At 38.2% G+C, this 19,493-nt stretch carries 17 protein-coding genes; 7 read left to right on the top strand and 10 right to left on the bottom strand.

The window, feature by feature from the left end; all coding sequences use genetic code 11:
* Positions 1-104 precede the first annotated feature (104 nt).
* Together QJV33_RS05885 and QJV33_RS05880 are read left to right on the top strand one after the other, a co-directional pair.
* Positions 105-941, top strand: coding sequence for an SDR family NAD(P)-dependent oxidoreductase (locus QJV33_RS05885; protein WP_281462443.1), 837 nt, complete (start codon positions 105-107; stop codon positions 939-941).
* A gap of 99 nt (positions 942-1,040) precedes the next feature.
* Positions 1,041-1,592 (top strand): adenine phosphoribosyltransferase, encoded by a 552-nt coding sequence (locus QJV33_RS05880; RefSeq protein ID WP_281462442.1) that lies wholly within the window; start codon positions 1,041-1,043, stop codon positions 1,590-1,592.
* Positions 1,593-1,614: 22 nt separating this feature from the next.
* On the opposite strand, the gene accC is transcribed toward QJV33_RS05880, so the two are convergent.
* The 3 genes from accC to aroQ are packed head-to-tail and all read right to left on the bottom strand — an operon-like array spanning position 1,615 to position 3,870.
* A complete protein-coding gene (gene accC / locus QJV33_RS05875) occupies positions 1,615-2,964 on the bottom strand; it encodes an acetyl-CoA carboxylase biotin carboxylase subunit (RefSeq protein ID WP_281462441.1) in 1,350 nt (449 codons plus the stop codon).
* A 4-nt stretch (positions 2,965-2,968) separates the two neighbouring features.
* A complete protein-coding gene (locus QJV33_RS05870) occupies positions 2,969-3,418 on the bottom strand; it encodes an acetyl-CoA carboxylase biotin carboxyl carrier protein (protein WP_281462440.1) in 450 nt (149 codons plus the stop codon).
* Complete coding sequence (aroQ, locus tag QJV33_RS05865) at positions 3,418-3,870, bottom strand: type II 3-dehydroquinate dehydratase (protein ID WP_281462439.1); 453 nt, start codon at positions 3,868-3,870, stop codon at positions 3,418-3,420. Before aroQ ends, QJV33_RS05870 begins: the two co-directional genes overlap by 1 nt.
* 333 nt (positions 3,871-4,203) lie before the next feature.
* Between aroQ and QJV33_RS05860 the strand changes: the two genes are divergently transcribed.
* Complete coding sequence (locus tag QJV33_RS05860) at positions 4,204-4,764, top strand: septal ring lytic transglycosylase RlpA family protein (protein WP_281462438.1); 561 nt, start codon at positions 4,204-4,206, stop codon at positions 4,762-4,764.
* Between the two features lie 45 nt (positions 4,765-4,809).
* Here the strand turns inward: QJV33_RS05860 and QJV33_RS05855 are convergent, their stop codons facing one another.
* Positions 4,810-5,766 carry a YihY/virulence factor BrkB family protein gene (locus QJV33_RS05855; RefSeq protein ID WP_281462437.1) on the bottom strand — a complete coding sequence of 319 codons (957 nt, stop codon included), beginning with the start codon at positions 5,764-5,766 and terminating at the stop codon, positions 4,810-4,812.
* 361 nt (positions 5,767-6,127) lie between these two features.
* On the opposite strand from QJV33_RS05855, the gene QJV33_RS05850 reads away from it, so the two are divergent.
* Together QJV33_RS05850 and QJV33_RS05845 are read left to right on the top strand one after the other, a co-directional pair.
* Positions 6,128-7,258 (top strand): type III PLP-dependent enzyme, encoded by a 1,131-nt coding sequence (locus QJV33_RS05850; RefSeq protein WP_281462436.1) that lies wholly within the window; start codon positions 6,128-6,130, stop codon positions 7,256-7,258.
* Positions 7,259-7,325: 67 nt separating this feature from the next.
* Complete coding sequence (locus QJV33_RS05845; RefSeq protein ID WP_281462435.1) at positions 7,326-7,682, top strand: hypothetical protein; 357 nt, start codon at positions 7,326-7,328, stop codon at positions 7,680-7,682.
* A gap of 1 nt (position 7,683) precedes the next feature.
* Here QJV33_RS05845 and metW read toward each other — a convergent pair whose 3' ends face one another.
* Positions 7,684-8,280 (bottom strand): methionine biosynthesis protein MetW, encoded by a 597-nt coding sequence (gene metW, locus QJV33_RS05840; protein WP_281462434.1) that lies wholly within the window; start codon positions 8,278-8,280, stop codon positions 7,684-7,686.
* Positions 8,270-9,457, bottom strand: a complete 1,188-nt coding sequence (metX, locus tag QJV33_RS05835) for a homoserine O-acetyltransferase MetX (protein ID WP_281462433.1) — start codon at positions 9,455-9,457, stop codon at positions 8,270-8,272. The genes metW and metX overlap by 11 nt, the downstream gene beginning before the upstream one ends.
* A 160-nt stretch (positions 9,458-9,617) precedes the next feature.
* Here metX and QJV33_RS05830 point away from each other — a divergent pair, with 160 nt between their 5' ends.
* Both QJV33_RS05830 and QJV33_RS05825 read left to right on the top strand, forming a co-directional pair.
* The gene (locus QJV33_RS05830) at positions 9,618-10,202 is read left to right on the top strand and encodes a hypothetical protein (protein ID WP_281462432.1); all 585 of its coding nucleotides are present in this window, start codon (positions 9,618-9,620) and stop codon (positions 10,200-10,202) included.
* Between the two features lie 99 nt (positions 10,203-10,301).
* Positions 10,302-11,678: a glycosyltransferase gene (locus QJV33_RS05825; protein WP_281462431.1), complete on the top strand. Its 1,377-nt coding sequence runs from the start codon at positions 10,302-10,304 to the stop codon at positions 11,676-11,678.
* Between the two features lie 63 nt (positions 11,679-11,741).
* Here QJV33_RS05825 and QJV33_RS05820 read toward each other — a convergent pair whose 3' ends face one another.
* The 4 genes from QJV33_RS05820 to QJV33_RS05805 form a co-directional block, all read right to left on the bottom strand.
* A complete protein-coding gene (locus tag QJV33_RS05820; RefSeq protein WP_281462430.1) occupies positions 11,742-13,214 on the bottom strand; it encodes a SulP family inorganic anion transporter in 1,473 nt (490 codons plus the stop codon).
* A gap of 333 nt (positions 13,215-13,547) precedes the next feature.
* Positions 13,548-15,080: an efflux transporter outer membrane subunit gene (locus QJV33_RS05815; protein WP_281462429.1), complete on the bottom strand. Its 1,533-nt coding sequence runs from the start codon at positions 15,078-15,080 to the stop codon at positions 13,548-13,550.
* Positions 15,081-15,084: 4 nt separating this feature from the next.
* Positions 15,085-18,261 carry an efflux RND transporter permease subunit gene (locus tag QJV33_RS05810; protein WP_281462428.1) on the bottom strand — a complete coding sequence of 1,059 codons (3,177 nt, stop codon included), beginning with the start codon at positions 18,259-18,261 and terminating at the stop codon, positions 15,085-15,087.
* A 23-nt stretch (positions 18,262-18,284) separates the two neighbouring features.
* The gene (locus QJV33_RS05805) at positions 18,285-19,454 is read right to left on the bottom strand and encodes an efflux RND transporter periplasmic adaptor subunit (protein ID WP_281462427.1); all 1,170 of its coding nucleotides are present in this window, start codon (positions 19,452-19,454) and stop codon (positions 18,285-18,287) included.
* Between the last annotated feature and the right edge of the window lie 39 nt (positions 19,455-19,493).

Below are 19,493 nucleotides of genomic sequence, written 5' to 3'. Positions count from 1 at the left end.
TTATTATAATCATTTACAGATGCATAAAAAACACATTAAAATAATTTTTCACAATTATCATAGATTAAATATATTCTATTTTTACTGGGACAGAGATTTGTCAAATGCGCTTTAAATTTTTTAAACGTTCAAAAAAAGTCGCTGTGATTACAGGGGCTACGGGTGGGTTAGGCAAAGACCTAGTTAAACGATTACGAGAGAAACAATATCGCATCATCATGATCGCAAGAAATATGAGACAACTTGAACAAATTTCTCTACAATTTGGCCAGGATGTCACAGGATGTCTTTGCGATATTTCCCATAATAATGAAATTGCTTATTTATGCCATGACATACGGTCTCGCTTTGGGCAAATTAATGTTTTAATTCACAGTGCCGGTACAATCAGCCCTGGATCATTAGATACACAAACCGATGAAATGATAGCCAATCAAATACAGGTTAATCTCACAGGTGCTATTCTTATTACCAAAGGATTACTCCCTTTATTAAAGCGTAACAGCTCAGTTATTTTTATCAACTCTTTGGGTGGATTATTACCCCTTAAACATAGTGCTTTATATTCCGCCAGTAAATTTGGGTTGCGTGGTTTTGCCCTAGCTTTGTCACTAGAATTACGCCCCAAACGTATCTATGTTTCCTCTATCTTCCCCGGCGCGATAGAAACACAAATGTTGCATAAAGAAATGCAATGTGGCGGTTCGATCCTTAATTTTTGTTCTCCACCGCTTTCAACAGAAATTGTTTGCTCCACAGTGATCAAAGCCATTCGACAACGTAAATTGGAATATTTCCTGCCTAAATGGAGTGGACTTCAAATTAAACCATTGATGCTGCTGCCTGGTTTAATCAGATTTATCATGCCATTATTAGAAAAAATGGGTCGACAAGGTCAAAAAGCTTGGCATAATAAACAAATATCATCCTCACCAAAATAAATAGATATGTAAAAATTGATTGCGCTATTAAGGTGAACCTTTTACATACAAAGGTTTACTTTTAATTTTTTTATTAATAAAAAGAACGATCTATAGAAAATGAACGCAACACAATCAGAATCATTCAATCCTCCTAAAATTGATTTAAAACAATATATACGCTCTATTCCTGACTATCCTAAAAAAGGAATATTGTTTTATGATATCTCAACGCTCCTAAGAAATGCTGACGCATGGCAAATTGCCGCTGCTCGTATGGCAAATGGCGTTGCAAAATGGAATCCGGATTTAGTGGCCGGTATTGAATCCAGAGGCTTTGTCAGCGCATCCCCCCTAGCCTCTTCGCTAGGCTGTGGTATGATTATGATTCGTAAGCCTGGAAAATTACCTGGAAAAACAATTTCTTTGAATTATGATCTAGAATATGGGCAAAACTGCCTTCATATCCAAGAAGATGCCGTTCAACCCGGTCAAAATGTTGTCGTCATTGATGATTTACTCGCAACGGGAGGCACTTTACAAGCCTCTATTGAGCTATTACGCAAAGTCGGTGCAAACGTCGTTGGAGCAGCTGCTTTAATTGAATTAAAAGAATTAAAGGGACGTGAAAAAATCGACGTCCCTTTACATTCTGTTATTACTTATAAATAACTAAAAATGATAAGAAAGTATTTTATACTTTCTTATTTTTTTCAATAAAGTTTTCTAACCAATGAATGGTATATTCCCCTTTTTGAAATTCTTTATCTGCTAGAATTTGTAATTGTAGAGGAATTGTGGTTTTCACGCCGTCAATCGCCATTTCCCCCAAAGCACGTTGCATACGTGCAATTGCTGAAGGACGATCTGGGGCATGAACGATAACTTTTGCAATCATGCTGTCATAATAAGGCGGAATAGAGTACCCAACATATAATGCACTGTCTAAACGTACACCAAGACCTCCTGGTGCATGGAACACTTGGATTTTTCCAGGATTTGGAACGAATGTTTCTGGATCTTCGGCGTTAATACGACATTCAATTGAATGTCCTTGCAATTTAATATCTTCTTGTTTAACGCTTAACTTTTCACCAGCAGCAACGCAAATTTGTTCCCTGACCAGATCAACACCTGAAATAAACTCAGTTACTGGATGTTCAACTTGTAACCGCGTGTTCATTTCAATAAAACAAAAATGACCATCTTGATATAAAAACTCTAAGGTTCCAGCATTGCGATAACCAAGTTCACGCATCGCATTAGAGGCAATTTCGCCAATTGATTGACGTTGCTCATCGGTTAGCACAGGAGAAGTTGCTTCCTCTAGTACTTTTTGATGCCTACGTTGTAAAGAGCAATCTCGTTCACCTAGATACACAACATTGCCGTGTTGATCCGCCATAATTTGAATCTCGATATGACGAGGTTTATCGAGATATTTCTCCATATAAACTTCATCATTACCAAAAGCCATTTTTGCTTCTGTTCTAGCAACTTGCCATGCTTCTTCTAGCTCTTCGGCACTGTGGGCAACTTTCATCCCACGACCACCGCCCCCAGCTGTTGCTTTAATTAATACTGGATAGCTAATTCTTTCAGCAACTTCTTGAGCATCAGCAAGGTTTTTTAATGCCCCGTCAGATCCAGGCACCAATGGGACATTGAACCTTTCCATTGTTGTTTTGGCTTGGATCTTATCACCCATTGTACGAATATGTTGAGGAGATGGACCAATAAAAACCAATCCATGTTCCTCAACCAACTCTGCAAAATCAGCATTTTCGGATAAAAAACCATATCCTGGATGAATAGCCTCTGCACCCGTTACCACTGCCGCAGACAAAATTGCTGCCTTGTTCAAATAACTTTCTGCAAGGGATGGCGGTCCAATACAAACACTTTCATCCGCAAGACGCACATGCATCGCGTCAGCATCCGCCGTTGAATGCACAGCCACCGTTTTAATACCCATCTCACGACAAGCCCTTAAAACACGAAGCGCAATTTCACCACGATTAGCAATTAAAATTTTTGAGAACATTCTTTTATTCTATTACTACCAACACTTCACCATATTCAACAGGATCCCCTGATGAAACAAGGATATTTTTGATTTTTCCTGATTTATGGGCACGGATTTGATTAAATGTTTTCATTGCTTCAATCAATAAAATGACTTGCCCTGATTGCACGATTTGCCCAACGGTTACAAACGGAGGCGCAGATGGCTCAGGTGTCAAATAAGCAACCCCAATCATTGGGCTTAAAACAGCCCCAGGATCTTTGGATAAATCTTGATTTGATACAACTTGTTCGGCTACCGCACCACCAACAACAGGTGCTGCCACAGGTGCAACAACCGTGCTGCCACCAAGGTTTCTAGCAACACGAATCCGTTGATCCTTTTCTGCAATTTCAATTTCACTTAAACCGGTTTCGGTTAAAATATCTGCTAAAGCACGAATAACTTCGGCATCGACGAGCAGCTTGCTCATTAATTATCCTCTTCTAGAATAAGATCAGCGATTGCAGCCAAAGCCAGAGCGTATCCTTGCAGACCTAGTCCACAAATAACCCCTGTTGCTGCATGCGAAACATAAGAATGATGTCGAAAAGATTCTCGACGATAAATATTAGAAATATGAACTTCTATAACAGGTAATTCCACCGACAGCAATGCATCCAAAGTCGCAATCGAGGTATGACTATATGCACCTGCATTAATAATAATCCCTTTTGCTTTACCTTTGCATTCTTGTATCCAAGAAATCAACTCACCCTCGTCATTTGTCTGACGAAAATCAATAGCTATCTCAAGATTTTCTGCATTTTGAATACAAATTTGCTCTACGTCATCAAGGGTTGCACTCCCGTAAATTTCGGGTTGACGCATCCCAAGCATATTCAAATTGGGTCCATTCAGAACATATACCAGTGGTAATTCCATACCTGTTACACTCTCAGACAAATATATCTTAACTCAATATAACTACTTTTTTTAATAGGCAACTGTTAAGATTACACCAAATTAAATTTGGATTAAACTGTATATTATATAATAAAGAACTTTATTTATTAAAAGAATAAAATATCTTAATTTTCCAAATTGTAAAAACTTATGTACCACACTTGACAGCAACAACTTGAAAATAATCTTTTTTTTGCCATCTTTATAGTGTTTTATGATAAAATGATGTTTTGATAAGTAAAATATAACAATTTGGACAGTGTTACTGAGTGATCTTAAAACTGAGATTAAACAAGGTAAACAGAAAGAAAAATGCGACGAAGTTGTACAAAATTATTGGGTCTTTGCTTAATTACTGGAATCGGATTCCAAGCTGCACAAACAGCACAAGCGCATACTACTCACAAGAGTGCCTATCGTAAGATAATTAAACATACCAAAACAAAAGTTAAACCTCACCGTAACCGCTACAGAAAATCTTTATACCAAGATGATACAGTTAATGCTAATGCTGATCCTGAACCTCAAACCAATGCCTATCATTTAGACGATACCCAAGCTGAGAGTGGTACTGCCAGCTGGTATGGTGGACGGCATAATAGAATAAGAACTGCTTCTGGTAGCAAATTCAACAGTAAACAGCTTACAGCTGCGCACCCAACATTGCCGCTAGGGACGAAAGTTTTAGTCCGCTCTGAAGATAGTGGTAATTCAGTGGTTGTAACCATTAATGATAGAGGTCCCTATAAGGGCAATCGTATCATTGACCTATCCAAAGCAGCCGCAGGCAAAATTGGTATGTTACGTCAAGGCACAGCCCACGTAACAGTCACCCCGATTGACAATACAGAAGTTGCTATGGCTCCTGAATAGCCTATATTATACATCAGTAATTATCTCAAAGAGTTCGACCTATTTTCATAAGGTCGGGCTTTTTTCTATGATATGTTCTTCTATCTTAGAATTAAACTGAGCCCCCAGCAATACAACGTAACAAGAAACCCAAAACCACATCATAACTGCCGCAATGGTTCCTAATGGACCATAAGTACTGGTAAAATTTGCCAGATGCGCAACGTAAAAAGAAAACCCAAACGCAGCCAATAACCATAAAATCGTTGATAAAATAGCCCCTGGTAAAATCCAACGCCATAACACAAGGGCACGACAAGGACCAAAACGATAAATTAATGAAAATGTCCAAATTACAAAAACTAGCACCACAATATTACTGATGGTTCGAGCCATATTAATTGCGGGCAAATACTCATCAAGATTGGGAAAATAATTCATAATTTCGTAAAAAACATTTAAAGGCAGCAGCTTAATAATTGCCGGTATTGCGACAATAGTAGCTAAAGTTAAAGACGTCCCCAAAATAGCACAAAAAGTCAGTGCCAATGCTAATAATTGGAACTTAAAGAAATTACGCTCCTCTTTTCTATTATAAACAACATTTAGCCCTGTGATTAATGCCTTGGTTCCTACTGCAGAAGCCCATAACGCTAAAACAATAGAAATTGCCAACTGTATCGTCAAAGTTGATTCTGTTTGGTCAATAATCGTATGAATCATTTGTTGCAAAAATTTATATACGGATGGGGGTAAAAAATGTTGCAAAAAGTTTAATTGAGGCTCAACCGTTTGTGGATCAAAAACCAGCCCATACATAGATATTAAGCTACTAATTGTTGGAAATAATGAAAGGGTCGTAAAAAAAGCACATCCTGCAGCAACCAACATAGAAGGTCCCTGAATTAACGTTTTAACTGTATTAACAACAATCAACTTCCATCCACGAAAAGAAATTTTCAAAGGGGAATAATTTTTTTCTTGAAGAATTTCTGATAAATGTGATGGATTAACGTCACTCATTACTGTTATTTTCCAAACCTTTTTATTGTCATTTTAACAAATACTTATTTCTTTTACATGAAAAAGCATAAAATTTCTATAACCAGATTATTCAAAAACAATATCTTACCAAAACAAACATCAAAACAAGTTAAAATAAATTTATTTTATGGTTGATTTTACAATAAAAAAAGCTCATATCGACACAAACGCAGCAACGCACGTGCCCAGCTTGTTAAAAGCAATTACGCAACGACGTCAAGCGCCTGGCAAATGGCTATGGACACTTTCAAAGCCATTATTTTCGCCGGTCCCGTTGACCGTTCCGCAACATCGCTCTGATTTGTACAAACAGAGTGAACTATATAAGGGATAAAAATTGATGAATCCTAAAATCTCACAATTTTTAAATGCTAATCAACTGACAACCCCTTGCTTGGTTGTTGATATTGATCGAATAGAGCAAAATTATCGACAATTACATCACGCCATTCCTAGCGCAGACATATATTATGCTGTCAAGGCAAATCCTGCCCTGCCGATTCTAAATAAACTTATTACTTTAAATTCTTTTTTTGATGCTGCCTCTTGGGAAGAAATACATTCTTGTCTGAGTGCAGGGGCAAAGCCATCTCAGATATCTTTTGGAAATACTATTAAAAAAGTCTCTGCCATTCAAGCGGCATATCAAGCCAATATCGAACTTTATGCCTTTGATACGCTGGAAGAATTACAAAAACTAACACAACATGCACCTGGGGCAAAAGTATATTGTCGTCTTGCCGTTGATAATATGGGGGCTGATTGGCCATTATCTGGTAAGTTCGGTACTACGACTGAACATGCAATAAAGCTGCTCTTAGAAGCCAAAAAAGCTGGTCTTTATCCGTATGGTGTTTCATTCCATGTCGGCAGCCAACAAACTGATCCGCATGCTTATATTCATGCAATCGAAAAATCCGCTGTGGTATTTAACGCTTTGGCTACCCAAGACATTTATTTGGAAATGATTAATTTAGGGGGTGGTTTTCCAATACAATATCACAAAGATGTTCCTGAAATCAGTCAATTTACAACCACTATACAAAACAGCTTAACACACTATTTTGGGGATACTATTCCCAGAATTATCTTGGAACCAGGTCGTTATATTGTTGGCAATGCAGGCGTTGTATCCACTGAAATTATACAATCGAGCCAACGCGGCAAAGCAAATGGTCCTCGTTGGATTTATCTTGACATTGGGCGATTTGGTGGCTTGGCAGAAACAGAAGGAGAAGCCATCCGCTATCCTATTACAACAATGTATGATGGTTCAACAACTGGTCCTGTTATTTTAGCTGGTCCCTCTTGTGATGGTGTGGATGTTTTATACCAAAAAACAAACTATCATTTGCCTCTACAACTCACGGCTGGGGATCGTGTTGCATTATTAAATACAGGAGCGTATGTTTCTACCTATTGCTCAACCTGTTTTAATGGCTTTACCCCTCTTGAAGAATATTATATCTAGATTTTTATATTTCTTGTCCCGTTATCAGTATAAGAATTATCGATTGATAACGGGAATAATGATTTGCATGATCTATCCATCATGTATCCATGCACAGTCCAGCCTTTTCTTTGGAACCAATGCCACAGGTTCAATGGGATATTTACAGATTAAAAAAATACCATTGAATCAGCTTTATTCTATTCTCGAGATCAAGAATGTTCATTGTGGCGCTTATGTATCAGGATATACGAAACAACAAGGAAATCGCTTTGTTATCCACACAGACGTTCCAGACCCCAGAAAAGATGATCTGCATCAATGCCAAGTTACTTTTATTCATACCAATCAAAATATAACTATTGTCAAAGAAGAAAACTGTAACGAATGGCATGGCATCAGCTGCCCTTTTACCTCTTTACAATTTTCTTCAATGATAAAGTAAGTTACCGCGTTAACAAAAATAACGCTTGCTCTCCAAAGAAATTCGCAAGCCTTACATAACGACGCCATGGCGCACGCTCACCTTGTTCATCAATAGCCATCCAGCGTTCTATACGATGTCCTTCTACCTCACATAAATGAACAAAATCTGTCATTGTACAAGGATGAATATTTGGGGTTTCATACCAATATTTTCCCCAAACGGTTGTCATCGGCATGCGCCCCTTGAATAATAATTGCGCTCTTAACGTCCAATGCCCAAAATTAGGAAAAGAAACAATGGCATGGCGACCAATGCGTAACATTTGTTGTAATACCTCTTTGGGATGATTAACCGCCTGTAATGTCCGAGACAATACAACATAATCAAAACCATTTGTTGGATAATGCTGCAAATCAAAATCTGCATTTCCTTGGATAACAGGTAATCCTTTACCCACACATTGTGTTACATAAGCCATATCCAACTCGATACCTCTGGCATCGCACTGATGATCTCGACATAAATAGTCAATCAAAGAACCATCACCACACCCAATATCCAATATTTTCGACTGTGGTTTAATCATCTCCACTATACAACGTTGATCAAGACGCATAATTTTCTAACCGCCTTTGTTCTTCAATTCCTACTAAAAACCCTTGAATGGTTAAATCTAAGTTGGGTTCTTCTAATAAAAATGCGTCATGCCCTTTGTCCGTCGTAATTTCCACGAATGAAACTTTGGCACCGACGCGGTTTAATGCCTGCACAATCACCCTTGATCGAGACGTTGGAAATAACCAGTCAGATGATAAGGAAATCACACAAAATCTTGACTGAACAGGGGCAAATGCTTTGACCAAATCACCATCATGAGTTTGTGATAAATCAAACCAATCCATCGCTCTGGTAATCGTCACATAAGAATTTGCATCAAAACGTCTGACAAAATTAGACCCTTGATAATGCAAATAGCTTTCAACCTGAAACATATCTCCAAAAATAGGTAAAGAAGAACCTTTGAGGCTTTCTTGTAATTTACGACCAAATTTACGATTTAATGCATCTTCGGATAAATAGGTAATATGCGCCATCATTCTAGCCACAGCCAGACCACGATACGGAGTTACCCCATAACGCCAATACTCGCCATCACGCCAATCAGGATCTGAAAAAATAGCCTGCCTTCCCACCTCGTTAAAAGCAATATTCTGGGCTGAATGAAAAGAAGAAGTCGCAATCGGCATTACAGAATAAACCTGATCTGGGTAACTCACCGCCCATTGTAATGCCTGCATTCCCCCCATCGACCCACCAATCACGGCAAATAAACGCTCTATTCCCCAATAATCAATCAGTATTTTTTGCGTATTCACCATGTCTTTTATGGTAATGGCTGGAAATTCAGCCCCCCAACATCGTGGTTGAGAAATATCCTCTCTTATAGAACGAGGACCCGTCGTTCCCATACAACTTCCCAAGACATTGGTACAAATAACAAAATATTTATCTGTATCAATGGGTAAGCCAGAACCTACCATCTTGCTCCACCAGCCTGGCTTTTTTGTAACAGGGTGAATCCCAGCAACATACTGATCCCCTGTCAAAGCGTGGCATATTAAAATGGCATTGTCTTTAAATTCTGATAACTGACCATAAGTTTGATAGGCTATTTCCAAAGGGGCAATTATTTTTCCGCTTTCTAATGTTATACCTTCTGGAAATACCAATTTTTGAATCAGTTGATCTTGATTCGTTTCACATATTTCATCTTGTTTTTCTGATATAACCATAAATATTAACGATTATCCCCCTTATAACAATCAAGATATATGACTTATTCAACACATACTATATATCTTTCTTTTTTAATAAAATATATATTAAAGTAATTTATTAAAATAAGATAAGGTCTAAACTTTCATATTTAGATATTTTAGGAAGAAACATACCATGAGTTTCCATCGATATGCGCCTTACTCTAAATTACACCAATGGCTTTCCCTTTTTTTAATCGCAGCATTCCTTTTTTCATCTTCGGCAGAAGCCGCCGTTTCACGCCGTCATAAAAGGACGCAATCTCATGCTCAAAAGACACCTCTGGGCAAGGTCATGTTAACCTCTCAACCAGGAACTGCATTAGAAAATACGGCACGTTTATTAAATCAATCAGATATGAATTTTGCCATGCAACGCAATGAAAAACCTTTATTGCTTATTGGCAGCCTTAATTTATCCAGTACAAAAAGACCAAAAAATGTGTTATTTACCCAAATTCAAACAGCAAGCCTATGTGGCTCTGGAGGATGTTCCACAACAGGATATATCAAAAGAAATAATCAATGGGTCAAAGTATTAGATGCCGTTACAGGTGATATTACCGTTGAAAAAGCAACCCACAAAGGAATGCATGATTTATCCGTCAGTGCTGCGGACGTTTGGAGATGGAATGGCAAGACCTATATTGAAACTCAAAAAGGTCCTAAATTAAATGGTTTGAAACAATCCATTGAAAAGCATCAAAAAGTAAATAAATAGCTTTCATTTTTTTGCTCTTTCGTGCGTTGTATTATTTATACAAATAAGCTATCTCCTTATCTTTAATAATATAGAATCAAAAACAAGCGATCAATTAATATGTTATATGCCATTTTAACACATAACTTCAGAATTCTTTGTTTTGAAGACGGACGACTAACATCTAGAGAAATCATCAATATATCCGACTTATCGGAAGTTGCTTATCTTAGTCAAGTTATGGACAAATATAGCTTTACAAACGATAAACAAAACCTATGGTATGATTTTGAACTTAACACAATAAATCGATCTATACCAAACGGTTTTATTACTCTTGAAAATGCACATCCTGATATTTATCGTTTAAGATACAACTCCTCATTCGTGCAAGCACACAAGTATAATAAGAATACTATAAGTTTTGTCGAAACATCTTCACCTTTATTATGGGAAGAATTTCGTCTTTTAACTATAAAAGAGCTATCTGCTTTAATCCAATTAGTACAAAATAAATGGCATATTGTTGGAAATAAAAACGTTCTACAAGTTAATTCAGATTCATCTACTCAACAACATATTGCCTTTGGTGATCTTCTGATAGATTTTAATGAGTTTCTAGATGCCATTGATAATAATAATGAATATAATGGAACCATTTTAAACTTTTCTTTTAATATTGGTTGGAGAGCATATAAAGCATATCTTATCAAACCTGCCATTATATATATCCTTTTTGGACAAGGCGAAGTTTTAAATCAATTTAAAGTCTCGCTACAAAGCCTTACCCTTGTAGGAAACTATTCTAATGATATCTTTATAGTGACAAATACCCCACCTAAAGATCTACAATCCTATATTCCAGAGAAGATTGCGCATAAGGTTCATTTTATTGATATTCAAGGGTATGATAAGCTTGACTTCTATAGCACAAGAATCAATATATTATCCTCTGGTATTTTAGATTCTTATCAACCTATTTTATATAGTGATCTTGATATTATATTTGACAAAGATATTTACGAATTTTTGCAAGAGGCTGCTACAGCAAAACAGTGCAGTGCTCAAATAGAACCTTATAATTTAATACAAGATTGTACGTCTACTGGTGGTGTTTTATTTCAGCAAGATACTTTTGATATTCCAAAAACAGAAGGGTTTAACTCTGGAATTCTATTAATACCCAATATGAAATATCATAAAAATTCATTTAAAACAGCGTTTAAAACTATTAATAATTACACATCCACATACGGAAGATTCAGTATACCATATCCTGATCAAAATGTTTTGAATTATGTTTTATATAAGTTACAGGATTTCAACCCTTCACCTGTCACTGAGAGAACACAAGTAGGAGGAGATGCCATCGTTACTTTGACACGAAAATTAGATCATAATAATCCAAAAGGTTTTGTACACTTTTGGAATTCTTATAATAAATCTGAAGATATGAAAAATTATATGGATGCATATCTCGTAAACAAAAAAAGCTAAAAATAAATTGTTGGGTAACATAAGACATATGTTACCCAACAATTTAATACTTGATACTACACTTTAACCTATAATTTTTTCAATTTCATCAGGTTTATCATAAATACCAAAACGATCAACAATCGTTGCGCTAGCATCATTCATACCTTTTACCTCAACAACGACATCAAGTTTTCTGTATTGAATAACAACCTTATCCAACGCATCAACTGCACTAATATCCCACAAATGCGCGTGACTAACATCAATAATGACTTTTTCGAGTTTTTCTTGATAATCAAAACTATCAATAAACCGTTTGGCGCAAGCGAAGAATAATTGTCCATTCACAAAATAAGTTCTGGTCGCCCCTGACAAATTTGATTTGACCATCATAAAATGAGAAACCTTGTTCGCAAATGTCAAAGAAGCAACCAATACTCCCGCAAAAACACCATAAGCTAAATTCCCCGTCGCTACGACAATGGCAACGGTTAAAATCATAATAAAGCTGGTTGATAATGGATATGTTCGCAAATCAACAATAGACTTCCATGAAAAAGTGCTAATGGAGACCATAATCATAATCGCAACCAAAGCAGCCATCGGGATACGTGCAACCCAATCCTTTAAAAACACCACCAAGATTAATAAAAACACCCCAGCAACCATCGTTGATAAACGACCTCGTCCACCTGATTTGATATTAATGACTGATTGACCAATCATCGCACACCCAGCCATTCCACCAAAAAAGCTGGTAACAATATTTGCAATTCCTTGCCCTTTACATTCACGGTTTTTATCACTACCCGTTTCCGTAAATTCATCAACGATGGTTGCTGTCATCATTGTTTCCAATAGTCCAACTGCCGCCAGTCCAAATGAATAAGGCAAAATAATCCACAAAGTTTCTAAATTAAATGGAACATTGGGTATTAATAAAGCAGGCAACCCATCAGGCAAATGCCCTTTACTACCCACTGTTGGAACATGCCATCCCAAACCAATGGCAATGCTGGTAATAATCAAAATACAAATCAAAGGCGATGGTATAGTTTTTGTTATATACGGAAATAAATATACAATCGCTAATCCACCCACAGTCAACACATAGACTTGCCATCCTCCACCGATAATTTCTTTCATCTGCGCCATAAAAATAAGGATAGCCAATGCATTCACAAAGCCTGTCACCACTGAATGTGAAACAAACCGCATCAAATTACCAAGTTTTAAATAACCAGCAATCATTTGAAAAATACCTGCCAATATTCCTGCAACCAATAGATAATTTAATCCGTGACTCTGAACCAAGCCTCCCATTAACAAAGCCATCGATCCTGTAGATGAAGAAATCATTGCTGGTCTGCCGCCAAAAAGAGCAAGCACAACAGGAATACAAAATGCTGAATATAAACCCACACTAGGATCTACCCCAGCAAAAATAGAGAAAGCAATTGATTCAGGAATCAACGCAAGAGCAACAACGATCCCAGCCAGAACATCCGCACGAATGTTACCCAGCCAGTCCTGTCGCGTTGAGGACAATAGCATACAAAAATCCTATATAATTTTTATTAGCCCTTTTACAGACTATTTAATTTTGGAAAAAAATTAAACGTAAGACAGCTATCCCTTATGATAATTCAAAAGGGTTCCTTGCTTGGAAATATCCAAGTATTTATATCAATTAATGATATTCAGGGGGGTGTAATACGCATATAAATCTAAATCACCTTTAGTAAATCTAACATGGCTCGGTTATCTTTATAAATCCGTCATTCATAAAGATCAATATCTATCATGCTTTTTAATCTTATTTATCAATAAAAAAAGCACCCTATTTACATAAGATGCCTTTTTCTTATTTCTCTCGTGATATAGATATTACTTTTTCATAACAGGAGATTGCATTGTATTCTGTGTCGTTTGAGCAGAGGCTTCAAACGCATTTTCTGCGCTCCATCCCCCACCCAATGTTCTATACAATGTTGAAAGGCTCTGCATATATTGCAGACGAGATTGAATCGCCGTAACTTTAGCAGTCAACAACGTTCTTTGAGCAACCAAAGTCGGTAAAAAACTATCAATACCATTTTTATATCGTGCCAAAGCAATATTATAATCTTTTTGGCTAGCATTCACTGACGCTAATTCAGCTTGCCACTTTTGTTTTAACGTGGTTCTAGCTGCAAGAGAATCAGCAACCTCTTTAAAGGCGACTTGAACAACAGATTGATAATGCGCAGCAGCAGCACGTACTTTAGCTTTTGCTGACCTTAATTGAGCAATATTCTTACCCCAATCCAGCAAAGGCACAGTCATCGTTGGCATCACACTCCACGCAGCAGAATACGGACCAAACATTTGAGCAAATGTAGAGCCCGCTGTTCCCCCTGAGGTCGTTAACTGAATAGAAGGGAAAAAAGCAGATCTTGCGAAACCAACATTCGCATTTGCTTCTTTTAATTGATGCTCTGCCAAACGAATGTCAGGGCGACGCTCTAGCAAATCAGATGGCATTCCAGCACCCACGTCAGGCATAGAAACAAAATGATCCAACGAAGGATTAGGTCCTGCTTGTTGTAAGAGTGATTGTGGAATAGGTTGACCAACTAGTTGTGTCAAGCTGTTCAAATCGTTCGCAGCCAGCTTTAGATAAGTCTGCTCTTGACTTTTTGCCTCTTGCAACAACTCTACCGCTTGAGCAACCGCTTGAGCATTTTGTTGCCCATACCGATTCATCCCTTGAACCAATGCAAGATTTTTTTCGCGGTTACGAACGCTTTCCTTAATGGTTTGCAAACTATTCATATCTGCAAGCCAAGCCATATAGTTGTTTGCAACTTCACCAATCAAAGAAATCTGAACAGAAATTGTGCTTTCTTGTTGTGCCAAATATTGCTCTCTGGCAGCACGTGTTAAGCTGCGGATACGGTCAAACAAATCAATTTCATAATTTGAAATCCCTAGACCTGTTGATAACGAGTTTGCGTGAACAGAAGTCATCCCACCAACACCAAATGTTTTACCAGGGCTGGTTTGATAGGACGCCCCAGCATTCGCGTTCACTTGCGGGAATAACTCGCCTCTTTGTTGAATATAACTGGCATGCGTTGCTGTAATATTTTCAATTGCTTCACGCAAATCACGGTTATTGGTCAAGGCCATAGAGATCAATTGACTTAATACAGGATCTCTAAAGAAAACTTTCCATCCGACATTATAAGCCTGCGGTAGCTTTGCACCTTCTGTCAAAGGTGCACCATACGCAGGTCCAATAGGCCATTCTTGCGCAACAGAAGAAGCAGGGCGTTTATAGTCAGGGCTCAAAGTACATGCAGCAAGTGATACCACAAGTAACGAGGCAACTGCTCCTTGCAAAGATCGCTTCCAAGTTTTTGTATTTTGTACGACCATTGTTCTATTCCTCTGTTTTATTCAGACTAACAGCCTGAGGCTCTGCCGCATTTTTATTAATTGGATGTGGTTTCACTTTGAATAATTTTAGCACCAAAATAAAGAAAATAGGCACAAAATATAAAGCAAGCACAGTTGCGGTAATCACACCACCAACAACCGCCACACCAATCGCAACGTGACTGGCTGCACCAGCACCAGTCGCAATCGCCAACGGAATCACCCCTAAAACAAACGCCAATGAAGTCATTAAAATAGGACGAATACGTTCGTGAGCAGCCAATATTGCGGATTCCGTCAAGGATTTACCATCATCAAAATGCTCCTTGGCGAATTCAACAATCAAAATAGCATTCTTAGCTGCCAGACCGACAGTGGTTAACAATCCAACTTGGAAGTAAATATCGTTATCTAACCCACGGAAATACGTTGCAAGTGCAGCACCGATAACCCCCAAAGGAACAACCAACAATACTGAGAATGGAATAGCCCAGCTTTCATACAGCGCAGCCAAAGATAAAAACACAGCTAAGATAGAGAGTGCATATAATTTTCCCGCTTGCCCTGAGGATTGAACTTGCTCATAAGACATTCCTGTCCATTCGAAACCAATCCCAGGAATTTCTTTAGCAACCTCGTTGGTGTATTGCTCCATGATTTGCATGGCAGTACCATTACTGACCCCACGAGCCCCTTGCCCCATGATTTCAAAAGAAGGATACCCATTATAGGTTTCAACTTTTTGAGGTGTTCTTTTCCATTCTCCATTAATAAATGCAGTTAAAGGTACCATATTGCCATTATTATTACGGACAAACCAACGGCGCAAATCATCTGGTGACGCACGAGATTTAACGTCCCCTTGAACAAAGACGTGTTTTACACGCCCTCTTAAATTAAATAAACCAGCATCCCCAGAACCAAGCGCAATAGATAATGTTTGGTTAATTGAATCAATACTGACACCTTGAGTATGTGCTTTGTCCCGATCAATATTAAAATAATATTGTGGGGCTTCTGGCAAACCATTAAGACGCACAGCAACTAGACGTTTGTCCGCGCGTGCTTTACTCAACAACGCATCTCTTGCTTTTGCAAAAGTAGCATCATCTAAATGTCCACGATTTAGAAGTTCAAAGTCAAACCCTGTTGCACTTCCTAAATCCATTACAGGTGGTGGAAGAACAGCAAATACGTTTGCACCAGGAATTGCAGCCAATGCCTTCATCGCACGTGCAGCAACGGCCTGAGCAGAAGATTCATACCCCCCACTACGTTGATCAAAGTCTTTTAAACGAGCAACACCAAAAGACGCACTTTGTGCTTGTCCACCAAAGTTAAACCCAATCGCTGTATATACAAATTGCAGATATTGTTTTTCATTCTTTAAAAAATAATCTGTTATTTGCTTGTTAACCGCCGCAGTCATTGCTGCAGATGATCCGGGACTAAGAGAAGATTGCAAAAACACAACCCCTTGATCTTCATCAGGTAAAAAACCCTCTGGCAACATGTGGAAACTTGCAAGAGCCCCAACAGTTAACCCAAAATACACAACCATGGTGGTACGTGTATGGTTAATCATACCTTTAACGCCAGAGATATACCCTGCAACCATTTTTTCAAAATTTCTATTAAACCAAGTAAAAAAACGTCCAGTTTTTGCGTTTTTATCATGCGGTTTTAAGATTGTCGCACATAAAGCAGGTGTAAAAATCAGCGCAACAACAACAGATAATGTCATCGCAGAAACAATGGTAAGAGAGAACTGTCTGTAAACCACCCCAGCAGAACCACTGAAAAATGCCATTGGAATAAAAACAACAGACAAAACGAGCGCAATACCTACCAATGCACCACTAATCTGATCCATTGATTTTTGCGTCGCTGTTTTGGGATCACAATGTTCTTCCTCCATCACACGTTCTACGTTTTCTACAACAACGATCGCATCATCAACCAACAACCCAATCGCCAACACCAACGCTAACATAGTTAAGGTATTAATGGAGAACCCTGCCATTTCTAGAATAAAAAACGTTCCCAATAACACCACTGGCACGGCAATCGTCGGAATAAAAGTTGCTCTAAAATTCTGAAGGAATACATACATCACAACGATCACTAGAATAATCGCCTCTATCAAAGTATGAACAACTTCTTCCATCGATTCAACAACATATTTTGATGTATCTAGCGGATATAAATATCTTGTATTTGGTGGGAAATACTTCGAAAGCTCCTCAATTTTACTGTGAATTGCATTGGACAAAGCTAATTGATTAAAGCCAGGGGATAATTTCACCCCGAAAGCAGCAACCGGCTGACTATCAAGTGTTCCAACAGGTTGGTAACTCATTGGACCAAGGGCAACTGTTGCAACATCCTTTAGTCGGATACGCGCCCCATCTGTTTGTGTTTTGATAACAATATTGCCAAATTCTTCTGGTGTCACAAGGCGTCTAATCCCACCTGTATAAATATCAAATCGTTGATCCGGAAGTGCTGGCAACTTACCAAATTCACCCAAAGGCTGTTCAGAGTTTTGTGATGAAATTTCATTCATTACGTCCGTTGGATTTAATTGATAATTATGTAATTTATCAGGATCAAGCCACACACGCATTGCATATTCAGAAGAGAAAGCTGTGTAATCACCAAGTCCATTTAGACGTGTAATTGGATTTTGTATATCACTTGCTAACAAATCACCTAAAGCACCCTCATTCAATGAATGATCCATGCTCTGGATTGCAAAAAACATCATATAACTTTTATTAGATTTAGAAATACGAATCCCTTGCAACGCAACAGTAGACGGCAATAAAGAACGTGCAACATCCACACGGTTTAACACTTGAACCTGTGCAACGTCTGGATTTGTTCCTTGCTCAAAAGTCAAAGTAATCGTTGCCGTGCCGTCGGCATTGGCAACCGTTGACATATATTCTAGATGGTCAACACCATACAAATTCTGACTGACAGGATCAACAACCGTACGTTGTACAGTATCCGCCGTCGCCCCAGGATAGGTAAAACTCAACGTAATCGGCGGCGGAGCAATATTAGGCCATTGTGCAATAGGTAACGTAACAATCGCAATCATTCCCATCAAGGAAATAAGAATTGCTATTACCCAAGCAAAAATTGGCCTATCAATAAAAAAACGTGATAAAGACATATTAATATTCCAAATTCTTTCGCTTATTCAGGCACAACACCAACAGGGGTACGACCTTCTTTTGGTTGAACCTTTTGCCCAGGTCGGTAAGACGTTGGATTACTTACTAAAATTTTATCACCTGCGTTGACCCCTTTGGTGGTAACCCAAAAGGTTTCTTGCATTCGTTGCGTTTCAATATTACGACGCTCTACGACATTATCTTTATTGATAGTATACAAATAAGGCTTCTCGTCCAACCCGCGCATGACAGCTTCTTGAGGAATCAAAAAGGCTTTTTCCATCCCCTCATGCATCACCGCACGAACATACATCCCAGAAAGCAATAATTTATCAGGATTCCGAACAATAGCACGTTGAATCACAGACCCTGTTTCTTGATCAGTTACCACTTCTGTAAATAACAAATTCGCTTGTAATGGATAACGTGTATTATCTTCTAAAATTAAATCAACAGGCACATGAGCAGCGCCACGCAAAGTTTCTAACTTGCCATTAGCCATACGGCTACGTAAGCGCAGCTGTTCTGCTGTAGGTTGTATAATATCAACAAACATCGGATCTAATTGAGTAATAATTGCAATCGGATTGGTTTGATTCGTTGACATTAACGCACCTTGCGTTTGAATAGAACGACTGATACGACCTGAAATTGTTGCGTTAATCCCAGTATATTCCAAATCCAATTGTGCTTGTCGAACGGTTGCCCGATCACTTTCTATGGTTGCTTTGGTTGATTCTTGTGCTGCCAAAGTATCATCATAATCCTGACGACTGACGGCATCCATATTTTTCAAAGGTCCATACCGTTTCAACTTTAAAGTTTGGGCTCTTAACGTTGCAAGATCACTGTTTAACTTACCTTGCGCATTCGCTAATGCTGCTTGATAAGGACGAGGATCAACTTGGTATAATTGTTGATCTTTGGTTACATCCGTTCCTTCTTCAAACAAACGTTTGTAAAGATAGCCATTTACTTGTGGGCGTACCTCTGACACGCGCATCGGCGTAATACGACCTGTTAAATCAATCAGCAATTCCACATCTTGAGGATTAGCCACTACGAAATTAGCCTTCGCTGGTGGTTTTGGAGCCGATTTTTGTTCTTTACATGCAGCAAGTGGCAATAATAAAACACACAATATGGCACATTCTTTGTGCCATTTAGTCAAGAAAGAATCTGTTATTGTCACTTTTCTTCCCTATTTTCCTTCAATATATAGACAAAACTT

Source organism: Commensalibacter nepenthis, from assembly GCF_029953305.1.
Classification (GTDB): Bacteria; Pseudomonadota; Alphaproteobacteria; order Acetobacterales; family Acetobacteraceae; genus Commensalibacter; species Commensalibacter nepenthis.
This window is presented reverse-complemented; position numbering and strand designations above follow the sequence as displayed.

Bases quoted from the DNA above. Each gene is read 5' to 3' on its own strand.
- QJV33_RS05885 (WP_281462443.1), top strand. From the start codon at position 105: ATGCGCTTTAAATTTTTTAAACGTTCAAAAAAAGTCGCTGTGATTACA.
- QJV33_RS05880 (WP_281462442.1), top strand. From the start codon at position 1,041: ATGAACGCAACACAATCAGAATCATTCAATCCTCCTAAAATTGATTTA.
- accC (WP_281462441.1), bottom strand. From the start codon at position 2,964: ATGTTCTCAAAAATTTTAATTGCTAATCGTGGTGAAATTGCGCTTCGT.
- QJV33_RS05870 (WP_281462440.1), bottom strand. From the start codon at position 3,418: ATGAGCAAGCTGCTCGTCGATGCCGAAGTTATTCGTGCTTTAGCAGAT.
- aroQ (WP_281462439.1), bottom strand. From the start codon at position 3,870: ATGGAATTACCACTGGTATATGTTCTGAATGGACCCAATTTGAATATG.
- QJV33_RS05860 (WP_281462438.1), top strand. From the start codon at position 4,204: ATGCGACGAAGTTGTACAAAATTATTGGGTCTTTGCTTAATTACTGGA.
- QJV33_RS05855 (WP_281462437.1), bottom strand. From the start codon at position 5,766: ATGAGTGACGTTAATCCATCACATTTATCAGAAATTCTTCAAGAAAAA.
- QJV33_RS05850 (WP_281462436.1), top strand. From the start codon at position 6,128: ATGAATCCTAAAATCTCACAATTTTTAAATGCTAATCAACTGACAACC.
- QJV33_RS05845 (WP_281462435.1), top strand. From the start codon at position 7,326: ATGATCTATCCATCATGTATCCATGCACAGTCCAGCCTTTTCTTTGGA.
- metW (WP_281462434.1), bottom strand. From the start codon at position 8,280: ATGCGTCTTGATCAACGTTGTATAGTGGAGATGATTAAACCACAGTCG.
- metX (WP_281462433.1), bottom strand. From the start codon at position 9,457: ATGGTTATATCAGAAAAACAAGATGAAATATGTGAAACGAATCAAGAT.
- QJV33_RS05830 (WP_281462432.1), top strand. From the start codon at position 9,618: ATGAGTTTCCATCGATATGCGCCTTACTCTAAATTACACCAATGGCTT.
- QJV33_RS05825 (WP_281462431.1), top strand. From the start codon at position 10,302: ATGTTATATGCCATTTTAACACATAACTTCAGAATTCTTTGTTTTGAA.
- QJV33_RS05820 (WP_281462430.1), bottom strand. From the start codon at position 13,214: ATGCTATTGTCCTCAACGCGACAGGACTGGCTGGGTAACATTCGTGCG.
- QJV33_RS05815 (WP_281462429.1), bottom strand. From the start codon at position 15,080: ATGGTCGTACAAAATACAAAAACTTGGAAGCGATCTTTGCAAGGAGCA.
- QJV33_RS05810 (WP_281462428.1), bottom strand. From the start codon at position 18,261: ATGTCTTTATCACGTTTTTTTATTGATAGGCCAATTTTTGCTTGGGTA.